At 63.2% G+C, this 25,352-nt stretch carries 24 protein-coding genes and 1 tRNA gene; 14 read left to right on the top strand and 11 right to left on the bottom strand.

Going from position 1 to position 25,352, the window contains the following annotated elements; genetic code table 11:
• Nucleotides 1-171: 171 nt before the first annotated feature.
• Entirely contained in the window at nucleotides 172-1,236 is a 1,065-nt protein-coding gene (locus CIT37_RS12060) for an IS630-like element ISRj1 family transposase (RefSeq protein WP_011084514.1), read from the top strand.
• Here the strand turns inward: CIT37_RS12060 and CIT37_RS12055 are convergent.
• Nucleotides 1,227-1,952, bottom strand: a complete 726-nt coding sequence (locus CIT37_RS12055; RefSeq protein WP_244611398.1) for a sensor histidine kinase family protein — start codon at nucleotides 1,950-1,952, stop codon at nucleotides 1,227-1,229. The two genes, CIT37_RS12060 and CIT37_RS12055, sit on opposite strands and share 10 nt — an antisense overlap.
• Nucleotides 1,953-2,160: 208 nt before the next feature.
• Between CIT37_RS12055 and CIT37_RS12050 the strand changes: the two genes are divergently transcribed.
• Nucleotides 2,161-2,823, top strand: coding sequence for a TetR/AcrR family transcriptional regulator (locus tag CIT37_RS12050; protein WP_038951224.1), 663 nt, complete (start codon nucleotides 2,161-2,163; stop codon nucleotides 2,821-2,823).
• Between the two features lie 19 nt (nucleotides 2,824-2,842).
• On the opposite strand, the gene CIT37_RS12045 is transcribed toward CIT37_RS12050, so the two are convergent.
• The 3 genes from CIT37_RS12045 to CIT37_RS12035 all read right to left on the bottom strand — a co-directional run bounded on the left by CIT37_RS12045 (nucleotide 2,843) and on the right by CIT37_RS12035 (nucleotide 4,261).
• A complete protein-coding gene (locus CIT37_RS12045; RefSeq protein ID WP_240536551.1) occupies nucleotides 2,843-3,460 on the bottom strand; it encodes a TetR/AcrR family transcriptional regulator in 618 nt (205 codons plus the stop codon).
• Nucleotides 3,461-3,525: 65 nt separating this feature from the next.
• Entirely contained in the window at nucleotides 3,526-3,963 is a 438-nt protein-coding gene (locus CIT37_RS12040; RefSeq protein ID WP_244611228.1) for a hypothetical protein, read from the bottom strand.
• A gap of 4 nt (nucleotides 3,964-3,967) precedes the next feature.
• Complete coding sequence (locus CIT37_RS12035) at nucleotides 3,968-4,261, bottom strand: hypothetical protein (protein ID WP_095425548.1); 294 nt, start codon at nucleotides 4,259-4,261, stop codon at nucleotides 3,968-3,970.
• Nucleotides 4,262-4,437: 176 nt separating this feature from the next.
• Between CIT37_RS12035 and CIT37_RS12030 the strand changes: the two genes are divergently transcribed.
• From CIT37_RS12030 to CIT37_RS11995, 8 genes are all read left to right on the top strand, one after another.
• Nucleotides 4,438-4,644, top strand: coding sequence for a hypothetical protein (locus CIT37_RS12030; RefSeq protein ID WP_038973599.1), 207 nt, complete (start codon nucleotides 4,438-4,440; stop codon nucleotides 4,642-4,644).
• The gene (locus CIT37_RS12025) at nucleotides 4,641-4,799 is read left to right on the top strand and encodes a hypothetical protein (RefSeq protein ID WP_167456562.1); all 159 of its coding nucleotides are present in this window, start codon (nucleotides 4,641-4,643) and stop codon (nucleotides 4,797-4,799) included. Before CIT37_RS12030 ends, CIT37_RS12025 begins: the two co-directional genes overlap by 4 nt.
• Before the next feature lie 18 nt (nucleotides 4,800-4,817).
• Entirely contained in the window at nucleotides 4,818-5,036 is a 219-nt protein-coding gene (locus CIT37_RS12020; RefSeq protein WP_038951218.1) for a hypothetical protein, read from the top strand.
• Nucleotides 5,037-5,076: 40 nt separating this feature from the next.
• Nucleotides 5,077-5,664, top strand: a complete 588-nt coding sequence (locus CIT37_RS12015) for a hypothetical protein (RefSeq protein ID WP_152036329.1) — start codon at nucleotides 5,077-5,079, stop codon at nucleotides 5,662-5,664.
• 43 nt (nucleotides 5,665-5,707) lie between these two features.
• On the top strand, nucleotides 5,708-6,307 hold the full coding sequence (locus CIT37_RS12010) for a PepSY domain-containing protein (protein WP_095425546.1): 600 nt from the start codon (nucleotides 5,708-5,710) through the stop codon (nucleotides 6,305-6,307).
• A 151-nt stretch (nucleotides 6,308-6,458) separates the two neighbouring features.
• Nucleotides 6,459-7,628: a DUF3734 domain-containing protein gene (locus tag CIT37_RS12005; RefSeq protein WP_038973597.1), complete on the top strand. Its 1,170-nt coding sequence runs from the start codon at nucleotides 6,459-6,461 to the stop codon at nucleotides 7,626-7,628.
• 34 nt (nucleotides 7,629-7,662) lie between these two features.
• Complete coding sequence (locus CIT37_RS12000) at nucleotides 7,663-8,454, top strand: acetoacetate decarboxylase (RefSeq protein WP_095425547.1); 792 nt, start codon at nucleotides 7,663-7,665, stop codon at nucleotides 8,452-8,454.
• 65 nt (nucleotides 8,455-8,519) lie between these two features.
• Nucleotides 8,520-9,308, top strand: coding sequence for a 3-hydroxybutyrate dehydrogenase (locus tag CIT37_RS11995; protein WP_038973595.1), 789 nt, complete (start codon nucleotides 8,520-8,522; stop codon nucleotides 9,306-9,308).
• A 475-nt stretch (nucleotides 9,309-9,783) separates the two neighbouring features.
• Here CIT37_RS11995 and CIT37_RS11990 read toward each other — a convergent pair.
• From CIT37_RS11990 to CIT37_RS11965, 6 genes are all read right to left on the bottom strand, one after another.
• Nucleotides 9,784-9,859, bottom strand: a tRNA-Lys gene (locus CIT37_RS11990).
• A 157-nt stretch (nucleotides 9,860-10,016) separates the two neighbouring features.
• Complete coding sequence (locus CIT37_RS11985; RefSeq protein WP_028144434.1) at nucleotides 10,017-10,625, bottom strand: Spy/CpxP family protein refolding chaperone; 609 nt, start codon at nucleotides 10,623-10,625, stop codon at nucleotides 10,017-10,019.
• Between the two features lie 209 nt (nucleotides 10,626-10,834).
• Nucleotides 10,835-11,839: a TRAP transporter substrate-binding protein gene (locus tag CIT37_RS11980; RefSeq protein ID WP_028144433.1), complete on the bottom strand. Its 1,005-nt coding sequence runs from the start codon at nucleotides 11,837-11,839 to the stop codon at nucleotides 10,835-10,837.
• A gap of 222 nt (nucleotides 11,840-12,061) precedes the next feature.
• Nucleotides 12,062-13,624 carry a 2-isopropylmalate synthase gene (locus CIT37_RS11975; protein ID WP_028144432.1) on the bottom strand — a complete coding sequence of 521 codons (1,563 nt, stop codon included), beginning with the start codon at nucleotides 13,622-13,624 and terminating at the stop codon, nucleotides 12,062-12,064.
• A 775-nt stretch (nucleotides 13,625-14,399) separates the two neighbouring features.
• The gene (locus tag CIT37_RS11970; protein ID WP_049801720.1) at nucleotides 14,400-15,371 is read right to left on the bottom strand and encodes an IS110 family RNA-guided transposase; all 972 of its coding nucleotides are present in this window, start codon (nucleotides 15,369-15,371) and stop codon (nucleotides 14,400-14,402) included.
• Between the two features lie 1,093 nt (nucleotides 15,372-16,464).
• Nucleotides 16,465-16,728, bottom strand: a complete 264-nt coding sequence (locus tag CIT37_RS11965) for a hypothetical protein (RefSeq protein ID WP_038971177.1) — start codon at nucleotides 16,726-16,728, stop codon at nucleotides 16,465-16,467.
• Nucleotides 16,729-17,027: 299 nt separating this feature from the next.
• Here CIT37_RS11965 and CIT37_RS11960 point away from each other — a divergent pair, with 299 nt between their 5' ends.
• From CIT37_RS11960 to CIT37_RS11945, 4 genes are all read left to right on the top strand, one after another.
• Nucleotides 17,028-18,275 (top strand): SMP-30/gluconolactonase/LRE family protein, encoded by a 1,248-nt coding sequence (locus tag CIT37_RS11960; protein WP_095426124.1) that lies wholly within the window; start codon nucleotides 17,028-17,030, stop codon nucleotides 18,273-18,275.
• Between the two features lie 364 nt (nucleotides 18,276-18,639).
• The gene (locus CIT37_RS11955) at nucleotides 18,640-19,824 is read left to right on the top strand and encodes a calcium-binding protein (RefSeq protein ID WP_038971175.1); all 1,185 of its coding nucleotides are present in this window, start codon (nucleotides 18,640-18,642) and stop codon (nucleotides 19,822-19,824) included.
• A 166-nt stretch (nucleotides 19,825-19,990) separates the two neighbouring features.
• Complete coding sequence (gene uvrA / locus CIT37_RS11950; RefSeq protein WP_038971176.1) at nucleotides 19,991-22,501, top strand: excinuclease ABC subunit UvrA; 2,511 nt, start codon at nucleotides 19,991-19,993, stop codon at nucleotides 22,499-22,501.
• Nucleotides 22,502-22,668: 167 nt separating this feature from the next.
• Nucleotides 22,669-23,979 carry an ABC transporter substrate-binding protein gene (locus CIT37_RS11945; protein WP_095426123.1) on the top strand — a complete coding sequence of 437 codons (1,311 nt, stop codon included), beginning with the start codon at nucleotides 22,669-22,671 and terminating at the stop codon, nucleotides 23,977-23,979.
• 179 nt (nucleotides 23,980-24,158) lie between these two features.
• Here CIT37_RS11945 and CIT37_RS11940 read toward each other — a convergent pair whose 3' ends face one another.
• A complete protein-coding gene (locus CIT37_RS11940; protein ID WP_095426122.1) occupies nucleotides 24,159-25,328 on the bottom strand; it encodes a Gfo/Idh/MocA family protein in 1,170 nt (389 codons plus the stop codon).
• Nucleotides 25,329-25,352: the final 24 nt, after the last annotated feature.

The following is a 25,352-nucleotide window of genomic DNA, read 5'->3' as shown; positions in this document are numbered from 1 at the left end:
ATAGCAGTCCGCCCAAGACGTCCGAGGCCCCGCTGAGCGAGACCGGTTCGCTCGGATGCGCTCGCAATAGATTTGGATCCGTTCGCATGGCGGCCGAACGCTCGATCTGATCCGAGAGGCCGGAGCTAGTACCCACTTTTCTTGGAACGTGAGTCGTGATTCAAGGTCGGGATGATACCCGAAGCAAGAGAAGTCCACCTTTCGAGGAAAGATCGCAAGGTGCTTGAGGCGTGCTGTCGCTCACCGGTGACGTTGCAGCGCGATTTGAAGCGGGCGCGGATAGTTCTGTTGGCGGCGGATGGGCGCAGCACCCGGTCGATCGCCAAGGAAGTTGGGGTCCAGCCGCGGATTGTCAGCCTTTGGCGGCATCGCTATGCCGACCATGGCCTTGAAGGGCTGCAAGACAAGCCGCGGCCTGGCAAGCAGCCGATCTATACGAAGACGACCGACAAGCGGATTCTGAAGCTGCTGGATAAGCCGCCACCGCAAGGGTTTGCGCGCTGGACCGGCCCCCTGCTGGCCGAGGCGCTGGGCGATGTCGATGTCCAATATGTCTGGCGGTTCCTGCGCAGCCACAAGATTGACCTGGTGGCTCGCAAGTCCTGGTGCGAGAGCAACGACCCGAACTTTACGGCCAAAGCCGCCGATGTTGTCGGCCTCTATGTCGCGCCGCCGGCGAAGGCCATTGTGCTGTGCGTGGACGAGAAGCCCTCGATCCAGGCTTTGGAGCGAGCGCAGGGTTATCTGAAGTTGCCCAATGGCCGCGCCTTAACCGGCCAAAGCCACGATTACAAGCGGCATGGCACCACAACATTGTTTGCGGCGCTCGAAGTCGCCACCGGAAAGATCATCGCGACCCATTCAAAACGCCGGCGCCGCGTCGAGTTTCTCGATTTCATGAACAGCGTCACCGCGACTTTTCCGAACCGCAAGCTTCACGTCATCCTCGACAACCTCAACACCCATAAAAAGAACGAGGACTGGCTCAAGGCCCACCCCAACGTGCAATTTCATTTCACGCCGACAAGTGCGTCATGGCTCAATCAGGTCGAAGTATGGTTTTCCATCTTGCAGGGGCAGTCGCTCAGCGGCACCTCCTTCACGAGCCTCAAGCAGCTTCAGGAACACATCGATGCCTACGTCAACGCATACAACGACAGAGCCGAGCCCTTCGTCTGGACCAAGAAAAAGGTCCGTCAACGCCGTTTCAAAGGCCGCCGTATCACTCAGCTCTGATTCCGGGTACTAGGGCCAGGCGCCACGGACGACCTGGCCTTCAGCCGACGTGGCGACCTCATGCGGCGCGTCGCCATCGACCAGCTCGCCTGCTGCTCCCGCTCGCTCAGGTGAAATGAGAAAATGACGGACGTGAACTCGGCGGCTATGCCGTGCTCGATCCGTCCGCCGAGCCCCTTGGCAAGATCATTGCTGATCTGGAGCTCCCGGCCCGGGGCCGCCCGCCCCGGCCGCGAGCCGTTATCCAGCACGACGCAGTTGGCGACCGAGCCGATGCGCGTCAGCTTGACTTTGATCTCGCCGGCGCGCGCGCCGAAATACGCATGCTTCGCTGCGTTTACAATCAGATCGTGGACGATCAGGCCAAGCCGCCCGCACCGCTCTGATTGAAGCGGGAGAGCCTCAGTTGCGAATGCCAGCCGGATCCCCATTCGATCCAACAAGGACTGGCGCATGGCGCAGCCCAGTCTGCGAATGTATGTCGCGGCGTCATTGAGGGCTTCGCCCTGTGGCACTGCAAGCGCCCGATGCAACTCCGCATGTCCGTGGAGCAGCTCGACCACATCGCTCAAAGCGGCCTTTGCTTCCGCCCCGTCGGCCCGGATGGCCGCAGCCGCGACCAGATCGATCGCCGAGGCGATCCCTTTATCGACCCTGTGATGCAATTCGCGCAGCAGGATGCCGTCTTGTGGGCGGTACGGGTCCGGGCTCAACATGGTCACTGTGATCTCCTGATGTGGACCGGACGATCGCGAGGCCAACGCACCTTGCGGCTTCGACCATCCGGGAGGCCGTCGCAGGTCTTTGCCGACCCAGCGACGCATAAATAAACTATACCGTATATTTTCTTTTTCTTGCCTTTTCCCGCCGGGCGTGTCAAGTGCGATCTGCGTGCGCACAGACTCGTGATTGGGAGACCGACGGATGACAAAAAAGAGCAGCCCGAAACGGGGCAGACCAACGAAAGACCTGGCCGGTGACGTCCAGGCTCGAATCCTCGATGCAGCTCAGCAACTCTTTCTCGAGAAGGGCTACCGCAGCGCCAGCATCGATGACATCTCCGAGCTGGCGCCGGCGAGCAAGCCGACCATCTATGCTCATTTCCCCGGCAAGGACGCACTGTTCGCGGCGGTGGTGGCCCGCACCATCACTGGGCTGACGGATTTCGAAGGCTTCGAGCCTGAGGGCCGCACCCTTCAGGACAAGCTCTCAAGTCTCGGTACCGCGGTCGTGGAGAAGGTCATCGAAGAATCGTTGGGCATGGTTCGCGCCACGATTGCCGAGGCGCAGCGTTTCCCCGAATTGAGCCGCAACGTCCACGATGCCGCGCGCGATCGCTCCGTCAACGCCGTTTCCCAACTCTTGAATGAAGCGACGCAGAAGCTGGCGCGCTCTCCAAAAGGTCCCTTCACCGGGAAGCGAAGCCTTGCCACCGCTCAGATCTTTCTGGATCTGATCCTGTTGCCGATGCTGTTTCGTTCGTTGGTGGGAGAAACACCGAAGGAGCTGAGACGGGAATTGCCGTCTTTCGTGCGCGAACGGGTCGGCTTTTTCCTTGCGGCCTGTGAGGCGGACTGGACGCCGTGAGCCGGCAACCCGTCGAGCGCTAGGTTCGACCGGCAGGCTTGTAAAGCAAATCGACCCGGATGCCGGTCACTTGAGAGGACGCCGCGTTAACGGACGCTGCGTTGCTGAGCGCTTCGGCGCAAAAGCTCATCATCTCGCCGAAGGCCGGCCGAAGAGCATGCGCTTTGATGCGCGACGGATTGAGGTATGCATCCATCGCATCGAGCAGGCAGCAAGCGAGCACCATCGGGCTCCCTGCTCGAAATTCGCCGCTCGCCTGCCCAGCCGCGATGATCGACTGCACGAGACCGCGGACCCCGTCGGCGTGGGACAGGGCGATCGGCCAATTCGCCTGTCCTGCGGCAACCACCAATTCGTGCAGCCTGAGATCGTGTGTCAGCCTGTGTTCATGTCGCTGGGAGATCGTGATGAGAGTCGCGCTCAGGCGGTCCAGGCCGGAGCCGCCACGGCGAGGTGCACTTGCGGCTGCCGCCGACACCTCATCAAGCAATTCTGCCACCACTGCCTCTTCGAGCGCCTGGCGGGAAGGATAGAACCGGTAGAGGTTTGCCGGGGACATGGACGCGCCGCGGGCGACGTCGGCAACCGTCGTCTTCCGATAGCCGATGGCCCGGTACAGCCGAATGGCAGCCTGCACAATTCTTTCGTGGGTGCACGACGATCCAACCTGACGGGTAGTCTGTGCCTGGAGCACGTTCGGCCTCAACGTGACGGGGACGCCTGCATTTCACGCCGGCAGGCCTCGCCGAACTCGCGCAACGGGTCCATCTCCTCCAAGAAGCCCGGCAGGTCGACGAACGATGTGTTCGGCGCAAGGTAGGTCTCGATGATCAGCCGCCCTGCCCGCTCCGCAGCATTGACAACCTCATCATTGGACAGGATCCGCATGCGCCCGATCAGCGCATACAAATTCACCAATGCCGGGATCTCGGATTTGTCGCTGGTCAGCGCGTCCGCATAAAGCCGGGACGCCTCCTCGATGAAGCATCGATACAGCTTTTCACGCTTGGAGACCGCGTGGGCATGATGGCGCTCCCGGACCCTGCGGCGACGGGTCACCCATCCCGTCACGATCGTGGAAATCGCTCCGAAGGCAGAGCCCCCGAACGCGGCGAAAGCGGGAAAATAGATCGTGTTCATGCGATCATTCCTCATCTTTTGTGCCACGATACCGGTGCGACCCCACGGCCTTGACCGAAGCAGCGGCCGCTGCGTGCTCGAAGACAGCTCCGCAAGCTTCGCTCAGCTCTGACTTTTTTTGCCTGAGACAGGCTTCCACATTCGTGGCGTCGGGGATGTAGCCGGCGCACAGGCGAAACGCGTCAGGCGCGCATGCCGCCCTCTGCTCGGCTGTGCCGCGGTCCTCCTGCGCGAAAGCAGCCTCGGCGCCCAGCGCAACGAACACCAGGACTGCGAGCACCAGTCGGTTCTTGAACATATCGAATCCCTTCTCAAGTTGAGGCACTGCTGTCCGAAGGGGGAATCCCGGCCTCATTCCGAAGCCCCCATCGTCCAACCAGGACGAACACGGGCTTGTGAGTCTCAGCTCTTGACACATCCCGCGATCCGCGCTGTATCTGAAATATACGGTGTAGTTTATTTAGGAGGTCGAAGATGTCAAGCCTGTTCTTGGCGCTGGTACGGGAAAATCCCTGGCCGGGGATTGCCGTCGCGTCGCTCAATCTGATCGTGGCCGTGTCGCTCGTGGGCGTGAGCCTGCTGGTGGGTCTCACCATCTCGGTGCTCGCCTGGGTGCACGCGCTCGCCGATCGCGAGCCCGCCCCGGTACGGCATGCGGCCAGCCCACGGAGCTTCGCATGACCGCGGCACTGCTGCTCGCTCGCGGTTGCATCATCTATTCGGTCAACGTCTGGCTCGCGCCAGTCGAATGCATGTTCGACATGATCGAATTGGAACTCGTCCGCAGAGGCATCGCGCTTGAAGGGGTCGAGCACCCTTCCCCCTCCGCCGCCTGAGCATCCTGGAATTTCGACATGCTCAACTTCATCGAAGTGTTCGACATCATGCACGTGGAGCCGGCCACCGGCGCTTCAGTGTGGACCGGACTCACCGGCACGCGAACGGCCCTCGAACGCGACGGGCACCTGATCGACCCGAAGGCGATGGCCTATTGCCCGGCCGACTGGATCGACGAGCGCGGCTATCTCGATGCCGAACTCGCGCGCCGGCATCCCCGCCCCTGGGGCATCTGACGGTGAGACGAAATCAGTCCATGTCCAGGAGCCGGCTGCCGTGAGCAGGAAATCTGCGCTGTCGAGACACGCGAACAGTCTTGTCGAACCCGAGCTTCCGTTGCGGGCCTATTTTCTGTCGGTTGGAGGAGCGCTGCTCCTGCTGCTGCTGGCCGCCGATTGGGTGCTGCCCGCACCTTTGCCGAGCCGGCTCACGGACTCGCATTCTGCGCTGCCGCCGATCCGCATCCACACAGAGCTGAGAGGACCGGAAGCGGTCATCATCGATACCATCGGGTTCGGACTGCTCCCGATGCCCCCTGAACACGATATCGCTGTGGCTCCATCGCAGCTGCTGGAACCTGAGGTCGCCAACGCCGCTGTGATTATCAGTGACAGTAGCCCAGCGCCGACGACTGATCTGCGCCTCCGCGAAAGCCTGGCACGGTTGCAGTCCCCCGTTCACGATCAAGCAAGCAAAGCCACGAGGCCACGTGATGTCGCGGCAGGACAGCGCACCCTCGCTCAGGCACGCCCCGGAAAGCGGCGGCGATCCGCTCGACATCCGGGTTTCGAAACCAGCCGCGGCGGCTGCGTTTCATTGAGTCGCGAGCACGGTCCTTGCCGGTACGCTCTCGTGCCGAACTAAGTCACTGTTCATGTTTTTGGATGAAAACCACAGGATTCACGCGATGTCCAAGAAGCACCTGTTTGCCCTGATCGTTTTTTCGGCTGCCCTTGCTGGCACGGGAGCTATGGCCGATGTCACGCAGGCTCCTGCCGATGCAGAACAGCACACCGCGGCCGCGCAGGGTAATGCCGACGAAGCAGCTATTCGCCGTGTGCTCGAACAATTCAGCACCACGAAGGTACCACTCGGCCAGGCAATGGCGATCGCGGAGCGGCTGCATGACGGCTCGAGGACCGCAGACGTCAGTTTCGAGATATCGGGCCCGCCGGTCTATCGCGTGCGCACGGTCAAGAATGAGCGGATCTTTGAAAATGTCATAGATGCGAACACCGGAAGCGTATCGCAAGCGGAAATTGCGTCATCGCTGAAGGAACTCGATCGAGAGGACCTGGCCAACATCATCGCCCTGAAGTGGATCAAGCAGGAACTGTCGGACGCGGTGCGGGTCGCCGAAAAGGCCGCGGCGGGAAACGCACTCGCCGGTGGGCTGGTGAAGCAGGACGGCAAACTCAACTTCGTGGTCGTCGTCGCCAGTGGTGATCGCTTGAAGGAAGTGATGCTCGAGCCGCCCAAGGTCGGACAGCGATCAACTCAGCACTAACCGACAACTGGCTGATCTGCCGCTGAAACACGATCTCGTGAGTTGCTTGATCGATGCGCACGTATATACACTATACCGTATAGTTTCTTTTTATCGAGGCCTTCGCACGACGTCAGCCTCGATCAACACACACCCGAGAGCAAGCCAAGTCATGAACTTCCAGCCTCGCCCCCATCTGCCCGCCGCCCAACGGCGGCTACCATTCGATTGCATTGCCCTGCTGCTGCAGGGCGGCGGCGCTCTGGGGGCCTACCAGGCGGGCGTCTATGAGGCGCTCGCCGAAGCCGGCATCCATCCAGATTGGGTGGCCGGCATTTCGATCGGCGCAATCAACGCCGCGATCATCGCAGGCAACCCGCCGGAGTCCCGTGTTGACCGGCTCCGCGATTTCTGGACGCAAGTGACTTCCACTGCGCCCTGGGATTGGTCCGGAAATCCACTTCTCGATCGGCGCAACGACAATGCACGCAATGTCCTCAACCAGATGAGCGCCGGCCTTGCCGCGGCATGCGGCGCAAACGGATTTTTCTCGGCGCGCCCCCTCATGCCCTGGTTACATTCCGGCGGAACGACCGAGGCGACCAGCTTCTACGACACAAGTGTGTTGAAGAGCACGCTGGAGCGCCTGGTCGACTTCGATCGTCTCAACGAGGGAATGACGCGCTTCAGTGCAGGTGCGGTCAACGTAAGAACGGGCAATTTCGTCTATTTCGACAACAGCACCCATACGATCCTGCCGGAGCACATCATGGCGAGCGGCGCGCTGCCGCCGGGCTTTCCCGCGGTGGAGATCGAGGGCGAGCATTACTGGGACGGCGGCCTGGTGTCCAATACGCCGCTGCAATGGGTGATCGACTGGGGTGCGCCGCAGGACATGCTGGCCTTTCAGGTCGATCTCTGGAGCGCGAAAGGTCAGCTCCCGGGCAACATGGCCGAGGTCGTCACGCGTCAAAAGGAGGTTCAATATTCGAGCCGCACGCGCGCAAGCACCGATCAGTTCAAGCGTGTGCAGCGCCTGCGACGTGCGCTCACCGCCCTGTTGGGCCGGCTTCCGGAAGAGCTTCAGGAACATGACGACGTGAAGCTCCTCAGCACCGCGGTCTCTCACAACGTCTACAACATCGTCCACCTGATTTATCGCGCACGCAATCACGAAGGGCACTCGAAGGACTACGAGTTCTCCCGGCTTTCGATGCAGGATCACTGGCGCGCCGGTTACCACGATGCACTCCGCACGCTGCGACATCCCGAGGTGCTCACACGCCCCGCCAGCGCGGACGGCGTTTTTACATTCGACCTGGAGAACGATGGTCGCGAATAGGTCCGGCCGTCATGGCCGCTGCAGGGAGAACCAAATGCGTGAGAGTGAAGTACGAAAGCGTGCCTTTGCAATGCCGCTTACCAGCCCGGCCTATACGCCAGGACCGTATCGGTTTGTGGACCGCGAATACCTGATCATCACCTATCGCACCGACCCGGCAAAGCTGCGCGCCGTGGTGCCTGAACCACTGGAGCTCGATGCACGCGAAGCGCTCGTCAAATATGAATTCATCCGCATGCCGGATTCGAACGGCTTTGGCGACTACACCGAAAGTGGCCAGGTCATCCCGGTCTCCTTCCGAGGGCGCAAGGGCGGGTACACGCACTGCATGTTCCTCAACGACGAAGGCCCGATTGCAGGCGGGCGCGAACTCTGGGGCTTTCCGAAAAAGCTGGCCCAGCCGACATTACGAACCGAAATCGACACCCTGATCGGCACGCTGGACTACGGCCCCTTGCGGGTTGCAACGGGTACGATGGGCTACAAGCACCGGGAGGCCGACCTTTGCCAGGTCAAGGCCGCGCTGGGCGAGCCGAATTTCCTGCTCAAGATCATCCCGCATGTCGACGGCAGCCCGCGGATCTGCGAGCTCGTCGAATACCATCTTGAGCAGATTGCGCTGAAGGGGGCCTGGACCGGGCCCGCAGCCCTATCGCTGACGCCGCATGCCTTGGCACCGGTGGCCGATCTGCCGGTGCTCGAAATCGTCTCCGCAACTCACATCCGTGCGGATCTCACGCTCGGCCTCGGCAGAGTGGCCCATGACTATCTGCAGGAACCAAGCCGACGTGCGTTCCGGGCCTCGGAGCGAAGTCTGGTCACCTGACCAAGCTCCACGCAACCAAGCACCCCCGTGAGCTTTAACCCAACATACAGAACAAGCGAATTGAGATGAGTATTCTGAAAGGCAAAACGGCAGTCGTGACCGGCTCGACCAGCGGCATAGGCCTTGCGTGCGCGCGTGCGTTCGCAGGCGCCGGCGCCAACATCGTGCTCAACGGCATGGGCGCTCCGGCCGACGTCGAGACGGAGCGCTCCGCAATCGAGAGCGAATTTTCGGTCCAGGCGATCTATTCGCCCGCGGACATGGCGAAGCCGAAAGAAGTAGTCGACCTGATCGCGCTCGGCGAAAGCACCTTCGGCAGTGTTGACGTTCTCATCAACAACGCCGGCATCCAGCACGTCTCTCCCATTGAAGAATTTCCGGTCGAGAAGTGGGATGCGATCATCGCGATCAACCTGTCCGCCGCATTCCACGCCATCCGAGCAGCGGTGCCCGGCATGAAGAGGCGCGGCTGGGGCCGCATCATCACCACGGCCTCGGCTCATTCGCAGGTCGCCTCCCCCTTCAAGTCGGCCTATGTCGCTGCCAAGCATGGCATCGCGGGCCTCACAAAGACGGCAGCGCTGGAGCTTGCCCGGTCGAAGATCACCTGCAACTGCATCAGCCCGGGTTACGTCTGGACCCCGCTGGTGGAGAGGCAGATCCCGAACACGATGAAGGCGCGCAACTTGAGGAGAGATGAGGTCATCAGTGACATCCTGCTCGCAGCACAGCCCACGAAAGAGTTCGTCACGGCCGAGCAGGTCGCCTCGCTCGCACTGTTCCTGTGTAGCGACGACGCCGCGCAGATCACCGGCGCAAATCTCGCCATCGATGGCGGCTGGACGGCCGCATAGGGCTGCCTGTCCTGCATCGGAGGCCGCCAACCTGAAGCCAGCACCAGCGGCCGCTCGTCCCCGCACCCGTAGCTCCCGCGCCCTGGCGAGTCGTTTCTCGCGCACGTCGGCCAAGTTCACGTGCCCTGCTCCGCTTCTGAGCGTCTGCTAACACTGGCTCTCGCAAGCTTTTTCTTGATCTCCCGGTGCACACGTCGTGCACGCGCCGCGTCCTAACCAATTGAAACACTTGAACTCTCGCTCCAGTCCATCATTGGACACATCGCGGCGCCTTCCCGGTCGCCATCTCTTGAGGCCGGGGCTCGGGCCGCAAGACCGTTTTTTGCTGCGACGGTAGCAATTCAGGCGGGCGAACTGCCTAATCTATGGAGCGAGGCCGCGCCCCACAGCATCGAGTGCTGGTGGGTCACATTTTCCAAAAGGACCGTTTGAAAAATCAGTTGCTCAAACGGTCTTGCTGGCTAAGTCGTTGATTTGGTGGGCGCACCAGGGCTCGAACCTGGGACCCGCTGATTAAGAGTCAGCTGCTCTACCAACTGAGCTATGCGCCCGAAAGGCGGCTAGTGCCTTGCGAGGTCGGTCGTTTAGCAAAGCGATCCGGGTCTGGCAAGCGATGCAATGAAGGTTTTTCCACAGTCCCCAGAAAGCGAAAAGCCGCTGGATTCCAGCGGCTTCTCCAGGGTCAATCGTCGCAAAATCCAGTCCCGTTCAGAGCCGGCCCTCGCGATCCCGGCCCTCGCCGCCGTCGCGGTCGAAACGGTCACGATGGAAGTGCTCCATGCCGCGCTCCATCATGCGGTCCATGCCGCGTTCCATGAAGTGGCGGTGCGGGCCGTCTTCGCCGCCGCCGAACGGGCCGCGGTGGCGGGTCAGCACGGCGAGGCGCCGCTTCTGGCCCTCGTCCAGGGTCTTGTAGAGCGGGTCGGCGGCATCGGCGATCTTCTTCAGGGCCGCCGAGGTCGCGCCCATGTCCTCGGCGCGCTGGCGCAGGCGGGCGACCGGATCCTCCGGCCTGTCGGCGTCCTTGCCGGCATCGCCGGGGCCGGCATTCATCCGCGCATTGGCGCGGTCGATGCGCAGCTTGGCGAATTCGCGCACCGCAGCCTCGACCGGCGGCCACAGCTTCTCCTGGTCGGCGTTGAGCTTCAGCCCGGCATGGACGGCGGCGATCCGCGCGTCGACAAAAGCGGCGCGGTCTTCCGGGTTCATGCGGATGTGGCGGATGTGCTCCATCCACGGACGATGATATTGGGCATAGACCGCGCCCGAGCCGGCGATGCTGAGCACGGCGATGGCGGCGATGGTGAACTTCCTCATCCGGACCTCCTCTGGAAGGATGTCCCTGAAGATGGGCCCGACGCGGCTGACCCGCAACTTACAACTTGGACAGGAAGCGCGCCCTTACCAGGACTGTAACGCCCGATTTTACCTCCAGCCGCAATCGGACATCATTCGCAACAAAAAGGCTTCCGTGCAGACCGCACGGAAGCCTTCGTTCATCGTTCGAAACGATCAGTTCGTCGCGCTCAATTCGTGGTGCTCTTGGCTTCCTTGAGGAATTCGTCGATCAGCGGCTGGCCGATGCGGCCTGCGGCGTCCTTGTAGACCGGCTCCATCGCCTTGCGCATCGCCTCGTCCTGCTCGCCGGTGAGCTTGATGATCTCGCTCTTGCCGCTCTTCTTGATCTCGGCGAGCGCGTCGTCGTTTTCCTTCTGCGACTGCGCGTTGCTGAAGTCGGTCGCTTCCTTCATCGCCTTGGTGAGCTGCTCGCGGATGTCGGCCGGCAGATCGTCCCAGAACTTCTTGTTCACGATCACGACGTAGCCGATGTAGCCGTGATTGGTCTCGGTGATGTACTTCTGCACCTCGTGCATCTTCTGGGTATAGATGTTCGACCAGGTGTTCTCCTGGCCGTCGACCACGCCGGTCTGGAGCGCCTGGTAGACTTCCGAGAACGCCATCACCTGCGGCAGCGAGCTGAGCGCCTTGAACTGGGCCTGCAGCACGCGCGAGGACTGGATGCGGAACTTGACGCCCTGATAGTCGACGGGCGCGATCAGCTTCTTGTTGGCGCTCATCTGCTTGAAGCCGTTGTCCCAATAGGCAAGGCCGGTGATGCCCTTGGCATCCAGCAGCTTGAGAAGCCGCGTGCCGAGCGGGCCTTCCGTCACCTTCCGCAGCGTCTTCAGGTCGGGCAGGATGTAGGGCAGATCGAACACCTCGAACTCGCGAATGCCGAGCGGTCCGAACTTGGAGTTCGACGGCGCCAGCATCTGCACGCTGCCGAGCTGAAGCGCCTCGAGCTCTTCCTTGTCCTTGTACAGCGTCGAGTTCGGGTAGACCTCGACCTTGACCTTTCCGCCGGTGTACTTCTCGGCGAGCTCCTTGAACTTCTCCGCCCCCTTGCCCTTCGGCGTGTCGGTGGCGACGACGTGGCTGAACTTGATGATGATCGGCGATTGCGCCGATGCCGGCCCGGCAAGTCCGAGTGCCAGTGCCGCGATGGACGCGGCGATCGCGAAGGTGCGCATAATCTCTCCCTGTTATTATCTAAGCCGCCCGCGCGCGGGCGGCCAATCCTTTTGCCGACAGCATCAATAGCGGCTGGGAGACGCAGCCGCTATTGGCCGTTAGCAGGGCAGGTATTCATCATAAATACCGTCATTCCGGGATGGTCCGAAGGACCAGACCCGGAATCTCGAGATTCCGGGTTCGATGCTCTCGCATCGCCCCGGAATGACGAACTATGTTCGTCAGCTCGCCGCCGCGGTCGTCACGGTGTCGCGCTGGCGCTTCATGACGATCTTGTTGAGCGCGCCGAGATAGGCTTTGGCGGAAGCCACCAGCGTATCCGGATCCGCCGCGCGCGCCGTCATCGCACGCCCCTCCTGCGACAGCCGCACCGAGACTTCCGCCTGCGCGTCGGTGCCTTCGGTCACCGCGTGGACCTGATACAGCTCCAGCTTGGCCTCGTGCGGGACCAGGCGCTTGATGCAGTTGAACACCGCATCGACCGGACCGTTGCCCTCGGCTTCCTCGATCTTGATCTGGCCGTCGACGTCCAGCTTCATGGTCGCGCGCTGCGGACCGTGGGTGCCGGCGATCACGGTCAGCGAGGTCAGCTTGATGCGGTCGTGGGACGCTGCCATCTCCTCGTCGACCAGCGCCTCGATGTCCTCGTCGTAGATGTCCTTCTTGCGGTCGGCCAGCGCCTTCATCCGCGTGAACGCATCTTCCAGCTGGTTCGGGCCGAGCTTGTAGCCCATCTCCTCCAGCTTGTGCACGAAGGCATGGCGGCCGGAGTGCTTGCCCAGCACCAGCGAGGACTGCTTCAGGCCGACCATTTCGGGCCGCATGATCTCGTAAGTCGAGGCGTCCTTCAGCACGCCGTCCTGGTGGATGCCGCTCTCATGCGCGAACGCGTTCCGGCCGACGATCGCCTTGTTGTACTGGACGGGAAACGAGGTAGCCGCCGACACCACCTTGGAGGCCCGGGTGAGCTGGGTGGTGTCGATCTTGTTCCAGTACGGGAATTTGTCGTTGCGGACATTGATCGCCATCACGATCTCTTCGAGCGCCGCGTTGCCGGCGCGCTCGCCGATACCGTTGATGGTGCACTCGACCTGGCGCGCGCCGCCGACGACGCCGGCCAGCGAGTTCGCGACCGCCATGCCGAGGTCGTTATGGCAGTGCACGGAGAACACGGCCTTGTCCGAGTTCGGCACGCGCTCGATCAGCGTCTTCATGAAGTGGGTGTATTCCTCCGGCACCGTGTAGCCGACGGTGTCGGGGATGTTCACCGTGGTGGCGCCGGCCTTGATGACGGCTTCGACGATCCGGCACAGGTAGTCCATCTCGCTGCGGGTGCCGTCCTCGGCCGACCATTCGACGTCGTCGATCTGGTTGCGGGCGCGGGCGACCATGGCGACCGAGGTCTCCAGCACTTCTTCCGGCGTCTTGTTCAACTTCACCCGCATGTGCAACGGCGAGGTCGCGATCACAGTGTGGACGCGGCCGCGCTTGGCGAACTTCACCGCTTCGGCGCAGCGGTCGATGTCGGCCGGATGGGCGCGGGACAGGCCGGCGATGACGGCATTCTTCGAGCGGCGGGCGATCTCGCTCACAGCTTCGAAGTCACCCTGCGAGGTGATCGGGAAGCCGGCTTCGATGACGTCGACCCCCATATCGTCCAGCAACTCGGCGACCTCGAGCTTCTCCTCGAAGGTCATGGTGGCGCCGGGGCACTGCTCGCCGTCGCGCAAGGTGGTGTCGAAAATGATGACGCGGTCCTTGTCGGACTTGTTCGCGGGGACCATTGCAAATTTCCTTTTGAGCTTTTGCGCCGTCAGTCTGCTGGGCGCTTGAGGTGTCCGGTGATCTCGACCAACCCCTGAGTGCCCAGGCGCGTCGCGCCCAGCCGGCCCTCAGGGGCAAGTAAGAAGAAGGCCGCCAATAAGGAGGGTGGGCAGCAGCGCGGCCGGGATCGTGGCGGCGGCCAGAGCCACCTCCCCCGAAATCCCATCAATTTGGCCGCGAATCAGCATTGCCAGACCCTTTTGAGCCCCAAATCCTCGGTCAAAACCGTTGACGGTTGGTTGCCGGGAGGCTCAGTGACCCGTTTCTAGACGAGAAATAGCAGCAACTGCAACGCCAAAAGATGGTCAGGGAACCTGACCTGGTTGCAGGGTCTCGTGTCCCGGACGCGCTGCAACGCGAAGCGTTGCTGCGCAGAGCCGGGACCCAGGGGCGGCACGGCACGATGCGGATGGATGGGCCCCGGCTCTGCAGCGCACCACTTCGTGCTGCGCTGCGTCCGGGGCACGAGAGCGGAATCTGGCGCACGCTTTCTCGACACCGTCATTGCGATGCTCCAATGCACATCCCAGCGTGCAGTGCCGTAGCAACCATTAAAGCACGCCCGATTTCCGCGAGCATGACGCCGTGCTTGCGGCCGTCAAGGCGTGGCCTGGCGGCAGTCGACGTGAGGTGAGACGAGCGCGACGGCCATCCTTGACGGCCGCGGCGCGCGGCGTCGTCTTGACGGCAGGTCGGGACGAAGAAACGGTCGCCTGATCGAACAAAGAAACGAGATCAGGTGACGGACACACTCGCGGTTCTGGGCGGTTCGGCGACCCACGGTGTTCCGCGGGCGACGACGGCGTTGATGATGACGATCAGCTTCCTGGCACAGGCGACCAGCGCGCGCTTGTGGCCCTTGCCGGCGGCGATCAGCCGGCTGTACAGGGCCATGAGCTGCGGATTCCAGCGGAAGGATGCCGGAAGAGCTGCGGTGTAGAGCGCCTGACGCAAGCGCTGGCGTCCGCCGTCAATCCTGCGGGCGCCGACATGCTTGCCGCTGTCGTCATCGTACGGCGCAAGCCCGGTGAGGGCTGCGGCTTGCTCGCGGGTGATCTGACCGATCTCGGGCATCCTGATCAAGATGGCAACCGCGGTCGGCAAGCCGCTGCCGCCAACGCTGTAGATCAGATCGAGCCGTGCGGCGAGATCGCGATGCTTGCGGATCGCTGCCACCAGGGCCTTGAACTCGGCTCGTCTGTGCTTGGCCAACAGAGCGATCTGCTCCTTCCAGAACTTCTGGATACGTTCGTCAGGGCAGCTCTCCAGCCGATTCTTGAGCTTTGCGATGTCCTCCTTGATCTGGTCGATCATCGTCAGATGCACGGCAAAAGGCTGCAGCCGGGGGTCTGGAGCGGGATGGATCTTCTTGACCGCGGCGGTGCAGGCCGCAATCAATGCGGCATCCATTTTGTCGTTCTTGGCCCGTTGCAAATGGAACGTGGCATAGGCGCGGACCTGGATCGGCTGAAACACGATGACGACAAACCGCTGGCGTCGCAGTTCGGCGACCGCCGCCTGCTCGTAACCACCGCTTGCCTCGATCCCAACCCGCTTGACCTTGTGGCGCTTCAGCCACTCCACCAGCTCCTGGTGGCCTTCCGCCGTGTTCTTGACCTGCAGCTCCTCCGAACTGCCATCGAGCGCCACGTCGAGCTTATCTTTGCTGGTATCGATTCCAGCACAGATCGTGTTACGTTTGGCCATCTTCCTCGACCCTCCCTTGTGATGCGAACCTGAAGTTCGTTCAACCATGCGGGTCCCGATGAAGTGCCGACCGCGATCTTGCTACAAAACGCAGCCCTCAAGGCTTCGGTGGGCATCGATCCGATCGATCGGCGGCCCAGCTCGGGCGGCCACCCGGGCTGGGCCATTCCTCACGGAACCAGGCCATTCTAATCCGGCGCGCTAATACAAGGGTGGGCAAAGGCGCACAGCGCCGTGCCCACCAATTCAATCGCGGTGCGAGGATGGTGGGCACGCTGCGCTTTGCCCACCCTACGATATCGAGTTTGTGGCACGCAGCTCAGCTCGCAAACACACCTTCGCGTCCTCGCGGCGGATTTCGCCCGAGCTTTGCTTGGTCTCTCCACCCTCCAATCCAAGAGGGCGCAGGGAAGGCCGGGTGCTGGCTCGCACCCGCGGTCCGCTGCGCGAAATGCACACGCAGAAAGAACCGCACAGCAGCATACAGGTGGTGCCGATCACTCGGCCTTCCCTGCGCGATGGTCGGACGGCTTATGCCGTGATCTCCCGGGAGCCGAACTTTCCTTCTGGCCTCCCTCGCCCCGCGAATTGGATGATGCAGTCCGCCCGGTTGGGCTCGCTCGCATCTCCGCGAAAGGCTTGACCGTAGCAACGACGGCCAGGACCACACGGTTTTGCCGTACGCACGGCCCGCCATTTCGCCGCAGTTTTTCCTGGCCCCGTCGACGGAGCCGGAAACTTACAGACGAGACGAAGCCTAGCAGCGCCGCTCGTCGCACGAAGCCTCGGGCTCACAGGGACTACCCGCCCTGCCCGCGCCTCTCGTGCCGACGCTGCCGCGTCCACCGCAAGCCCGGCTCGCGACGCGTGACGACACATGATCGCCCCTCTTGGTGAGCCGGGATGGGCAACACATACGCCGAAACCGAATTTCGGTAAAGTGGAATATTTTTGGCGAGGCGCATTGACAGAGGGCGACACAGGCTCGGTCGCGAAGCCCGGATGGAGCGCCAGCGTAATCCGGGATGCCGGGCGAGCGGCCCCGGATTACGCTTTCGCTTCATCGGGGCTACTGGCACTTCCGAACTTCGCCCTATCCCGCGCGGCGGGCGCGGGCCCTGCTTTCCCAGCGGTTCAGCATCTGGCCGAGCTCGCCGGTGACCACGGGGATGGCCGTGATGGCGCTGGGGATCTCGTTGGTGTTGGCGGGCGCGTTGGCGGGAAGCCAATCCGGCTCGGTATATTCGCGCCAGCGACGCGCTTCGGCGCGTCTTTTGTTGGAGATGAATTCACGCGTGAAATAGCCGGCCGCGAACGCGATTCCCAGCAACACGATCAATACGATGACGCCAGCCACAATCAACTCCGTCCATCGCCCCCGGAGGGGTTCTGCGTGGCAATCAGCGCAAAATCAAGGCTTGAACTTCGCCGAATGGGCGGCTTGCCGCGCTTTGCCGCAAGCAAATTTTTGCTTCGATCCGCGGAACATTTTCGCGCCTTGCAAACGGCACAAGGCGGACGCGGAGTGCATCCGAATATGACAGGATTGAGACCGGCGCGAATCCGATTCCACCCCTCGCAACCGGCGCCGGACCGCATTAACCTCCGGTTGCTCGGCCGGATCAACCGGCCAGCGAACATCATTGGGAGGACGCGATGACACGCCAAGAGGCTCGTGACCACACGGCTCGTGACCACGAGCAGCATGACCAGGATGCTGCGCTTTCACGACGAACGCTTGTCCGGGGGCTTGCGCTTGGCGCCGCAGCCACGGTCGCCGGCCCCGCGCTGGCCCAGACCGGACCCGCCGCACCGCCGACCACCATCACCACCCCGCCGCGCGATTTCGGCCCCCACGGCGCGCCGACCACTTATTTCTGGGACCCCGACATCATCGCGGTCGATCCCTCCTTCAACGATCTCGCGCAGCCCAACACCGCGATCAAGCGTCTTTATACCGGCGTGCTGTGGGCGGAGGGCCCGGCGTGGAGCGCGCAAGGAAGGTATCTGCTCTGGAGCGACATTCCCAACAACCGCCAGATGCGCTGGAGCGAGGACGACGGCCGCGTCAGCGTGTTTCGCACGCCGTCCAACAATTCCAACGGCAACTCCTTCGACTTCCAGGGCCGCCAGCTCTCCTGCGAGCACCTGACTCGCCGGGTGACGCGCTATGAGCACGACGGCACCGCCACCGTGCTCTGCGACAATTACAACGGCAAGAAGCTGAACTCGCCGAACGACGTCGTCGCGCATCCCGACGGCAGTTACTGGTTCACCGATCCACCCTATGGCGGTCAGCTCTACGAAGGCGAGCCGGATGCGGCGGGCGGTCCGAGCAATGCGGGCGGCAAGCTCAATCCGCGGATCGGACAGCCGGCCGGTTTCCAGCCAGGCAAGCGCGAGTTGCCGACCAATTGCTATCGCATCGACCCCTCCGGCCGCATCGATCTCGTCGTCACCGAGGAGCAGGTCCCCGATCCGAACGGACTGTGCTTCTCGCCTGATTACAAGAAGCTTTACGTCGCCTCGACCGGCAAAGGGCCAGGCGATACCGGCCCCGGCGGCAAGGGCGAGATCTTCGTGTTCGATGTCGGCGGGGACAACAAGCTCTCCAACCTCAAGAAGTTCAGCGATTGCGTGGTCGACGGCGTGAAGTGCGGGCCGGACGGCGTGCGCTGCGACGTCAACGGCAATGTCTGGGCTTCCAGCAATGCCGGCCGCGCCGTCGGCTACAGCGGTGTGACGGTGTGGTCGCCGGAGGGCAAGCTGCTCGGCCGCATCCGCCTGCCGGAGGTGTGCGGCAACATCACCTTCGGCGGTCCCAAGCGCAACCGCCTGTTCATGGCCGCGAGCCAGTCGCTCTACGCGGTGTTCACGGCGACGCAAGGCGCAGGGCCCGGCTGAGCGAAGAGTGCACCGCTATCGTAGGGTGGGCAAAGGCGCAACGCGCCGTGCCCACCATCTCGTTCCGTATCAAAGGGATCGTGGGCACGCTTTCGCTTTGCCCACCCTACGGCACTGCGGATCGATTCATCCTTCGATCCCTCCCGCCAATACACTCTCGCAAACATGCCGGCGCACCTGCGTTTCATGACAGCTTGACGACGCGCATCCTCCGATGCGGCTCCTCGGCCGCAATCAAGCTGCACCGCGGGCCAATCTCCGCCATCAAACCAAAGAAGATACGTGACGCGGCACGGCCGCAGCGCGGTGCGCGGACATGAAGTCCGCCGCGATCCGCGCCTGACACGGACCGGGAGCCTACGCGATGCGCCGTATGCCAAACGATACGATCATCGTCAGCGTTGGAAGCCAGGAACTCGTGATCGCGTTCGGAGACCCCGGCCTGCCGGTCGACGGCCACGGCGGTAACGACATCATGATCGCAACGGTCGATGACGGGCCCAGCAGCCTGCTGTTTGTCGGTGACGAGGCGATCCTGAACGGCCGATCGCATGGCGGCAACGACCTTCTGGTTGCGACGGTCGAGGGTCGCTTGCCCTATGTGTCTTTTGATGGCGACGCGCAGATCATGTCAGATCAAGCCCATGGCGGCAACGACGTGCTGCATGTTGAGGCGTCGAACGCGACCTATGCAAACGTTTATCTCTCGGGCGACGCCGAGATCGCCATGACCGGGGATGCCAAGGGCGGCAATGACCTCATCACGGCAGAGATGGGCGACAGATCCTATGGCGCGTTCAGCGGCGATTCCGGATCGCTCATGAGCGGCAACGCTGAAGGCGGCAACGACATCGTCAGCGTGGTCCAGGCCGGATTCTCTGGCAACGCGTCGATATCCGGTGATGCCTTGGTGACCATGAGCGGCGATGCACGCGGCGGCAACGACATCCTCATATATACCGTCGGCGCCGGTGCGCGGTCCGGCGGCGCATCGCTCCTCGGCGACAGCGACTACATGAGCGACAATGCCCGCGGCGGGGACGACATCCTGATCGCAGCCGTCGCCGGCAATCCCGATTCGACCTCCATCGCGCTCGTCGGCGATGCCTCGCAGATGTCCGGCAACGCACAGTGTGGCAATGATATTCTCTACGGGAGCGATCGCGGCGATTGGATGTATGGCGATGCACGCATCTACACTCCCGCCGCGGCCGGCTCGATCACCGGCGGCCGCGACCTCCTGAACGGCGGAGGCGGCAATGATCAGCTCTGGGGCGGGCCGAACAACGATCTGTTCGTGTTCAACGCCGGCTCGGGCCAGGACGTGATCAACGATTTCAACCAGGGCAACAAGGCGGCCGGCAGCACGGCGCGGGAGCACGATGTGATCGACGTCCACGCTTACGACTTTGCAGGCTGGGCCGAGCTGAAAAGCCTGATCAGCGACGACAACGCCGGGAATGCGGTGATCCACCTGACCGCCAACGACACGATCACGCTGGACGGCATCCACGCCGCCGATCTCAACGCCAGGGATTTCATCGTCTGAGGTGCGGCGAGAGTCCGGTCGGCACCGGCAAGCCAACACATCCAGCAGGGCCCGTCGCATTTACCGCGGCGGCCTTCGCTTTGTGCAGAAACCGAAGCCCACGCTGGCACCGGAGGACCCATCCTGCGATCTTGTCGTTACCCCCCGTCTGGGTTAGAGGCGCGAGATGGATGATCGACCAAAGCAGACTGAGAGCCTGACCCAGGACGACGGCTTCGTTCACGTCCGGGGCGCGCGCGAGCACAACCTGAGAAACGTCGACGTTCGCATTCCCCGCAACGCCCTCGTCGTGTTCACGGGCGTGTCGGGCTCCGGGAAATCCTCGCTCGCCTTTGGAACGATCTACGCCGAGGCGCAGCGGCGCTATCTGGAGTCGGTGTCGCCTTACGCCCGGCGACTGTTCCACCAGATGCAAGTCCCTGAAGTCGACGACATCGAAGGCCTGCCGCCCGCCGTCGCGCTCCAGCAGCAACGCGGGGCGCCGACGACAAGGTCATCCGTGGGCAGCGTGACCACCATCTCGAACCTTCTGAGGATGCTCTATTCCCGCGCCGGCGATTACCCGCGGGGACAGCCGATGCTCTATGCGGAAGCGTTCTCGCCGAACACGCCCGAGGGGGCGTGCCCGACCTGCCACGGCATCGGCCGGATGCTCGACGTGACCGAGAAGTCGATGGTGCCCGACAACACCAGGACGATCCGAGAGCGCGCCGTCGCGGCCTGGCCGAGTGCCTGGCAAGGGCAGAACCTCCGGGACATCCTGACGACGCTCGGCTACGACGTCGACAAGCCCTGGCGCGAACTTCCTAAAAAAGACCGCGACTGGATCCTGTTTACGGATGAACAGCCCACCGTGCCTGTCTATGCCGGTTACGACGCCACTGAGGTCAAACGCGCCCTGCGCCGCAAGGAAGAGCCGAGCTATCAGGGCACGTTCACCGGCGCCAAGCGCTACGTGATGCAAACCTACGCCAAGTCCGAGAGCGCGATGATGAAGCGCCGCGTCGCGCAATTCATGATCACGCGGGATTGCCCGACCTGCCACGGCACCCGGCTCAAGCCCGAGGCACTCAAGGTCAGGTTCGCCGGCCTCAACATCGCCGAGATGTCGCACCTGCCGCTCAAGCAATTGCAGGAATTGGTCGAGCCGTTCGCAAAGGCCTCGACAGACAAGACGGAGAAGACCGTCGTCGCCAGGCGCATCTGCGAGGATCTGTCGGCGCGGCTCGCCGTCCTGCTCGACCTCGGCCTCGGCTATCTCGCCTGCGAGCGCAGCACGCCGACGCTGTCACCGGGCGAATTGCAACGGCTGCGCCTTGCGACGCAGGTTCGTTCGAACCTGTTCGGCGTCGTCTACGTGCTCGACGAGCCGTCAGCGGGCCTGCATCCCGCCGACACCGAGGCGCTGCTGCGGGCGCTGGACCGGCTGAAGCACGCCGGCAACTCGATCTTCGTGGTCGAGCACGAGATCGAGGTGATCAGCCACGCCGACTGGCTGGTGGATGTCGGCCCCGACGCCGGCGACGGCGGCGGACTCATCCTCTACAGCGGGCCGCCGGAAGGGCTCGGTGACATCGAGCAATCGCGAACCGCGCATTACCTCGGACGTCCGCGCAAGAAGCTGCCGCCGGCGCGCCGCGAGCCGAAGGGCCATCTGAAGCTCAGGGGCGTGTCCCGTAACAACCTTCGTGGTCTCGACGTCGATATTCCGCTCGGCATCCTCACCAGCATCACCGGCGTGTCGGGCTCCGGCAAATCGAGCCTGATCAGCCAATTCCTCGTCGATACCGTTGCCGCGCATCTCGGCCATACGCTGGCCGCTGACGCCGATGACGACAGCTTGGCCCCGACCGTCGAGACGTTGGGCGGCAGGATCGTTGCCGGCCTTGACCAAATCAACCGCCTCGTCGTCGTCGACCAGAAGCCGATCGGCCGCACCCCGCGGTCCAATCTTGCGACCTATACCGGCCTGTTCGACCATGTCCGAAAACTGTTCGCGGCAACGCCGCAGGCAAAGTCCCGCCGCTACGATGCCGGACGCTTCTCGTTCAATGTCGCGAAAGGACGATGTGCGACCTGCGAGGGCGAAGGCTTCGTCTGTGTCGAGCTCTTGTTCCTGCCCAGCGTCTACGCGCCCTGCCCGACCTGCAAGGGCGCCCGCTACAACGACAAGACGCTCGAGGTGACAATCCGCGGCAAATCCATCGCGGATGTGCTGGCGATGCGCGTCGACGAAGCCTTCGAGTTCTTCGAGGGCGATGCCGCGCTGAACCGGTCGCTCTCGGTCGTGCGCGAGGTCGGTCTCGGCTATATCCGCCTCGGCCAGTCCGCCACCGAACTGTCCGGTGGCGAAGCCCAGCGGATCAAGCTGGCGACCGAGCTGATGCGTCCGCAACGGGGCCATACGCTCTACGTGCTGGACGAGCCGACCACCGGGCTGCATCCACGGGACGTCGAGCGGCTGATCGCCCAGCTCGAACGGATCGTGGACACCGGCAACAGCGTGGTCGTGGTCGAGCACGACATGGACGTCGTCTCGCACAGCGACTGGATCATCGATCTCGGCCCCGGTGCCGGCGACGAGGGCGGCCGCATCGTCGCATCGGGAACGCCGGACCAGGTTGCCAAGGCCGGCGGAAAGACCGCGCATTATCTGGCACGGCGCTTGAAGCAGTAGCGCGCGACGATTGTCGGATGCGGTCGCCTCGCGGTCATTTCGCAATTGCGTTCCATGGCGCAGCTGACAGACCCGACTTTCGCGATGTTGACTTTCCGCCATCCCGCTCCCCATACTTCGCAAAAAGATAACAACCAATCATAAGACGGTTTTTGAGGGAGGATAGGATGCCGACTTCACGCAGGCAGCTGCTGAAGGGTACGGCGGCTGCCGCCGCCACACTCAGCCTCGATTGGACCAGGGCCCAGGCGCAGGCCGAGAATTTGCGCATCGGTCTGATCTACGACCTCACCGGTCCCTTCGCCGCAGGCGGCTCGGTCGCCTCCTCGGTCGGCGCGCAGATCGCCATCGACCTCGTCAACGAGAAGGGCGGCATCGGCGGCAAGACCAAGATCGTGCCGGTCGCGGCGGATTCCCAGAGCAAGGCCGACGTCGCCATCAACGAGGCCGAGCGGCTGATCAGCCAGGAAAAGATCGACATCATCAACGGCGTCTATTCCAGCGCGCATGCGGTGCCGATGGCGGCGAAGGTCGAGCAGCAGAAGAAGATCCTCTGGATCACGACCGCGGTCTCGACCGCCGTGTTCAAGGACAAGAATCTGCAATACGTGTTTCGCGCGCAGATCCATTCCGACCAGTACGGCCAGGCCTTTGCCGGATTCATCGCCGAGCATGCGAAAGCCAAGCTCGGCATGGACGCGAAGGACGTCAAGGTCGCGCTGATCCACGAGGACGGCCCCTATGGCGTCGGCGTCGCCGCGGCCGACGAGGCCTATGCCAAGCAGGCCGGCATCCAGGTCGTGCTGCGCGAGGGCTATTCGGCGTCCGCGCCCGACCTCTCGGTGCTCGTGACGAAGATCAAGCGCGCCAAGGCCGACGTGATCTCGCATGCCGGCTACAACCCCGATATCACCCTGTTCCTGCGCCAGGCCCGCGAGAGCGGCTTGCGCTTCAAGATGCTGTTCGGGGCCGGCGCCGGCTACAGCCAGCTCGACAAGCTGCGCGCCACCTTCGGTCCCGACATCGACAATTTCTGCAACATCGACCCGGTGCCGGCGCAGCTGCTCGATGCGGCGAAACTCGCGCCGGGCATGGGCGAGCTGATCAAGACCATGGTCTCGCGCTACCAGACCAAGACCGGCGCCACCGACGTGCCGCCGCACTGCTCGATGGGTTTCAACCAGACCTGGGTGCTGCTCAACAACGTGCTGCCTGTCGCCAAGGAGAAGTACGGCAGCTTCGAGCCGGAGGCCATCCGCAAGGCCGCGCTCGACGTCGACATCCCCGCCGGCGGCACCATCCAGGGCTATGGCGTCAAATTCTTCCCGCCGGGCACGCCGCTGTCCGGCCAGAACGAACGCTCGACGCCGGTGGTGATGCAGAACGCGGGCGAGCACATCTCGGTGGTGTGGCCGACGAACATCAGGACGCAAGACCCGGTATTCCCGCTGCCGAAGGGCTCGACCTACGGGGCGTAGAGAGGTTTCTTCGCCTCTCCCCGCTTGCGGGGAGAGGCCGGAATTTGCGCAGCAAATTCCGGGTGAGGGGGCCTCTCCGCGAACTCCTCTGTCACCGTCCCCGCGGAAGCTCCCCCTCACCCCAACCCTCTCCCCGCAAGCGGGGCGAGGGAGCCCGGTCCCGTCGCGGCAACGATCCCCTACAACACCACCCGTCGCCCCTCCTCCGCGGCCCAATAGCCGGCGTAGTTCACCTTGATCGTCTCATAGGCGAGCGCAAGGTCGGACAGCGGCTGCCGCCCGGTCGCGACGCATTTCATGAAGTCCTGGATCTCCTGCAGATAGCCGCGCGTCCATTCCTCCTCGAGGCAGACATATTGCCAGCCGGTTTTGCGGTCGACCTTCTCGGTGATGTAGACGCTGGCGAGCTTCTCCTCGGAGGTCTGGTAGCTCATCAGATGGTTGTTCGGGGTGATGTTGGCGAACAGCGAGCCGCCCGACGTATAGGTCTCGACCAGATTGCGCACGCCGCCCATGATCATGTCGCCGGAGAACACGGTGGCCTTGGTGCCGTCAGAGAAAGTCGCGGTCAGCGTGCCCCAGTCCTCGACATCGACGGGATCGGCCTTGATGTAGGTGCGCTCCTCCGGCTTGAGGCCGGCTGTGACGTTGCCGACATCGCCGGTGACGCTGGCCACGCGGATACTCTCGCCGCGCGCCTTCGCTTCGACCTGCTTGAGGTAGAGCACGGCGGAGAGCGGATGGCAGCCCATGCGGATCAGCGAGCCGCCTCCGGTCATCGCCCATTGCGCGGCGTGGGCCGCGTGCGAGCCGGAATGGCTCTCCTCGCCCTTCATGAACAGGATCTTGTCCTTAGTCGCCTTGATGATCTCCGCGGTCTTGGTCACCGCGGGCGCGTAGATCCAGTCCTCGGCGTACATGAAGAGCTTTCCGGTGCGCTCGATCGCGGTGCGCGTCTTGTCCATCTCCTCCAGCACGCGCTCATACATCAGCGCCTTCGGCACGTGCTTGCCGATCGGCTGCTGGTCGCCGTCGCGGCCGAAATAGCCGGCGAACGGCTTTTCGCAGATCACGTGCTTGCCGGCCTGCATCGCCGCGACGATCATTTCGGCATGAAGATTGGGCGGCGTGCAGATGTCGACGACGTCGATCTCGCGGTCGGCGATCAGATCGGCAAAGCCGCGATAGACCCGCGGGATGTTGTGACGGCCAGCGAATTCGACGACGTGGTCGCCGCGCGCGGCCACCGCCGCGACTTCGACGTCCACGCCATAGACGCGCCGGAACGCATACATGTGCAGCTCCGACACGAAGCCGCAGCCGACGAGTCCGATCCTGATCCCAGCCATAGTGCCCCCTTGCTTTGGGCGGCA

The sequence above is a fragment of the Bradyrhizobium ottawaense genome (assembly GCF_002278135.3).
Taxonomy (GTDB): Bacteria; Pseudomonadota; Alphaproteobacteria; order Rhizobiales; family Xanthobacteraceae; genus Bradyrhizobium; species Bradyrhizobium ottawaense.
Note: the sequence above shows the minus strand (reverse complement) of the source record. Positions and strands in the feature narration are given on the sequence as shown.

Excerpts from the sequence above, each read along its gene's own strand:
- CIT37_RS12060 (WP_011084514.1), top strand. The coding sequence starts at position 172 with ATGATACCCGAAGCAAGAGAAGTCCACCTTTCGAGGAAAGATCGCAAG.
- CIT37_RS12055 (WP_244611398.1), bottom strand. The coding sequence starts at position 1,952 with ATGTTGAGCCCGGACCCGTACCGCCCACAAGACGGCATCCTGCTGCGC.
- CIT37_RS12050 (WP_038951224.1), top strand. The coding sequence starts at position 2,161 with ATGACAAAAAAGAGCAGCCCGAAACGGGGCAGACCAACGAAAGACCTG.
- CIT37_RS12040 (WP_244611228.1), bottom strand. The coding sequence starts at position 3,963 with ATGAACACGATCTATTTTCCCGCTTTCGCCGCGTTCGGGGGCTCTGCC.
- CIT37_RS12035 (WP_095425548.1), bottom strand. The coding sequence starts at position 4,261 with ATGTTCAAGAACCGACTGGTGCTCGCAGTCCTGGTGTTCGTTGCGCTG.
- CIT37_RS12030 (WP_038973599.1), top strand. The coding sequence starts at position 4,438 with ATGTCAAGCCTGTTCTTGGCGCTGGTACGGGAAAATCCCTGGCCGGGG.
- CIT37_RS12025 (WP_167456562.1), top strand. The coding sequence starts at position 4,641 with ATGACCGCGGCACTGCTGCTCGCTCGCGGTTGCATCATCTATTCGGTC.
- CIT37_RS12020 (WP_038951218.1), top strand. The coding sequence starts at position 4,818 with ATGCTCAACTTCATCGAAGTGTTCGACATCATGCACGTGGAGCCGGCC.
- CIT37_RS12010 (WP_095425546.1), top strand. The coding sequence starts at position 5,708 with ATGTCCAAGAAGCACCTGTTTGCCCTGATCGTTTTTTCGGCTGCCCTT.
- CIT37_RS12005 (WP_038973597.1), top strand. The coding sequence starts at position 6,459 with ATGAACTTCCAGCCTCGCCCCCATCTGCCCGCCGCCCAACGGCGGCTA.
- CIT37_RS12000 (WP_095425547.1), top strand. The coding sequence starts at position 7,663 with ATGCGTGAGAGTGAAGTACGAAAGCGTGCCTTTGCAATGCCGCTTACC.
- CIT37_RS11995 (WP_038973595.1), top strand. The coding sequence starts at position 8,520 with ATGAGTATTCTGAAAGGCAAAACGGCAGTCGTGACCGGCTCGACCAGC.
- CIT37_RS11985 (WP_028144434.1), bottom strand. The coding sequence starts at position 10,625 with ATGAGGAAGTTCACCATCGCCGCCATCGCCGTGCTCAGCATCGCCGGC.
- CIT37_RS11980 (WP_028144433.1), bottom strand. The coding sequence starts at position 11,839 with ATGCGCACCTTCGCGATCGCCGCGTCCATCGCGGCACTGGCACTCGGA.
- CIT37_RS11975 (WP_028144432.1), bottom strand. The coding sequence starts at position 13,624 with ATGGTCCCCGCGAACAAGTCCGACAAGGACCGCGTCATCATTTTCGAC.
- CIT37_RS11970 (WP_049801720.1), bottom strand. The coding sequence starts at position 15,371 with ATGGCCAAACGTAACACGATCTGTGCTGGAATCGATACCAGCAAAGAT.
- CIT37_RS11960 (WP_095426124.1), top strand. The coding sequence starts at position 17,028 with ATGACACGCCAAGAGGCTCGTGACCACACGGCTCGTGACCACGAGCAG.
- CIT37_RS11955 (WP_038971175.1), top strand. The coding sequence starts at position 18,640 with ATGCGCCGTATGCCAAACGATACGATCATCGTCAGCGTTGGAAGCCAG.
- uvrA (WP_038971176.1), top strand. The coding sequence starts at position 19,991 with ATGGATGATCGACCAAAGCAGACTGAGAGCCTGACCCAGGACGACGGC.
- CIT37_RS11945 (WP_095426123.1), top strand. The coding sequence starts at position 22,669 with ATGCCGACTTCACGCAGGCAGCTGCTGAAGGGTACGGCGGCTGCCGCC.
- CIT37_RS11940 (WP_095426122.1), bottom strand. The coding sequence starts at position 25,328 with ATGGCTGGGATCAGGATCGGACTCGTCGGCTGCGGCTTCGTGTCGGAG.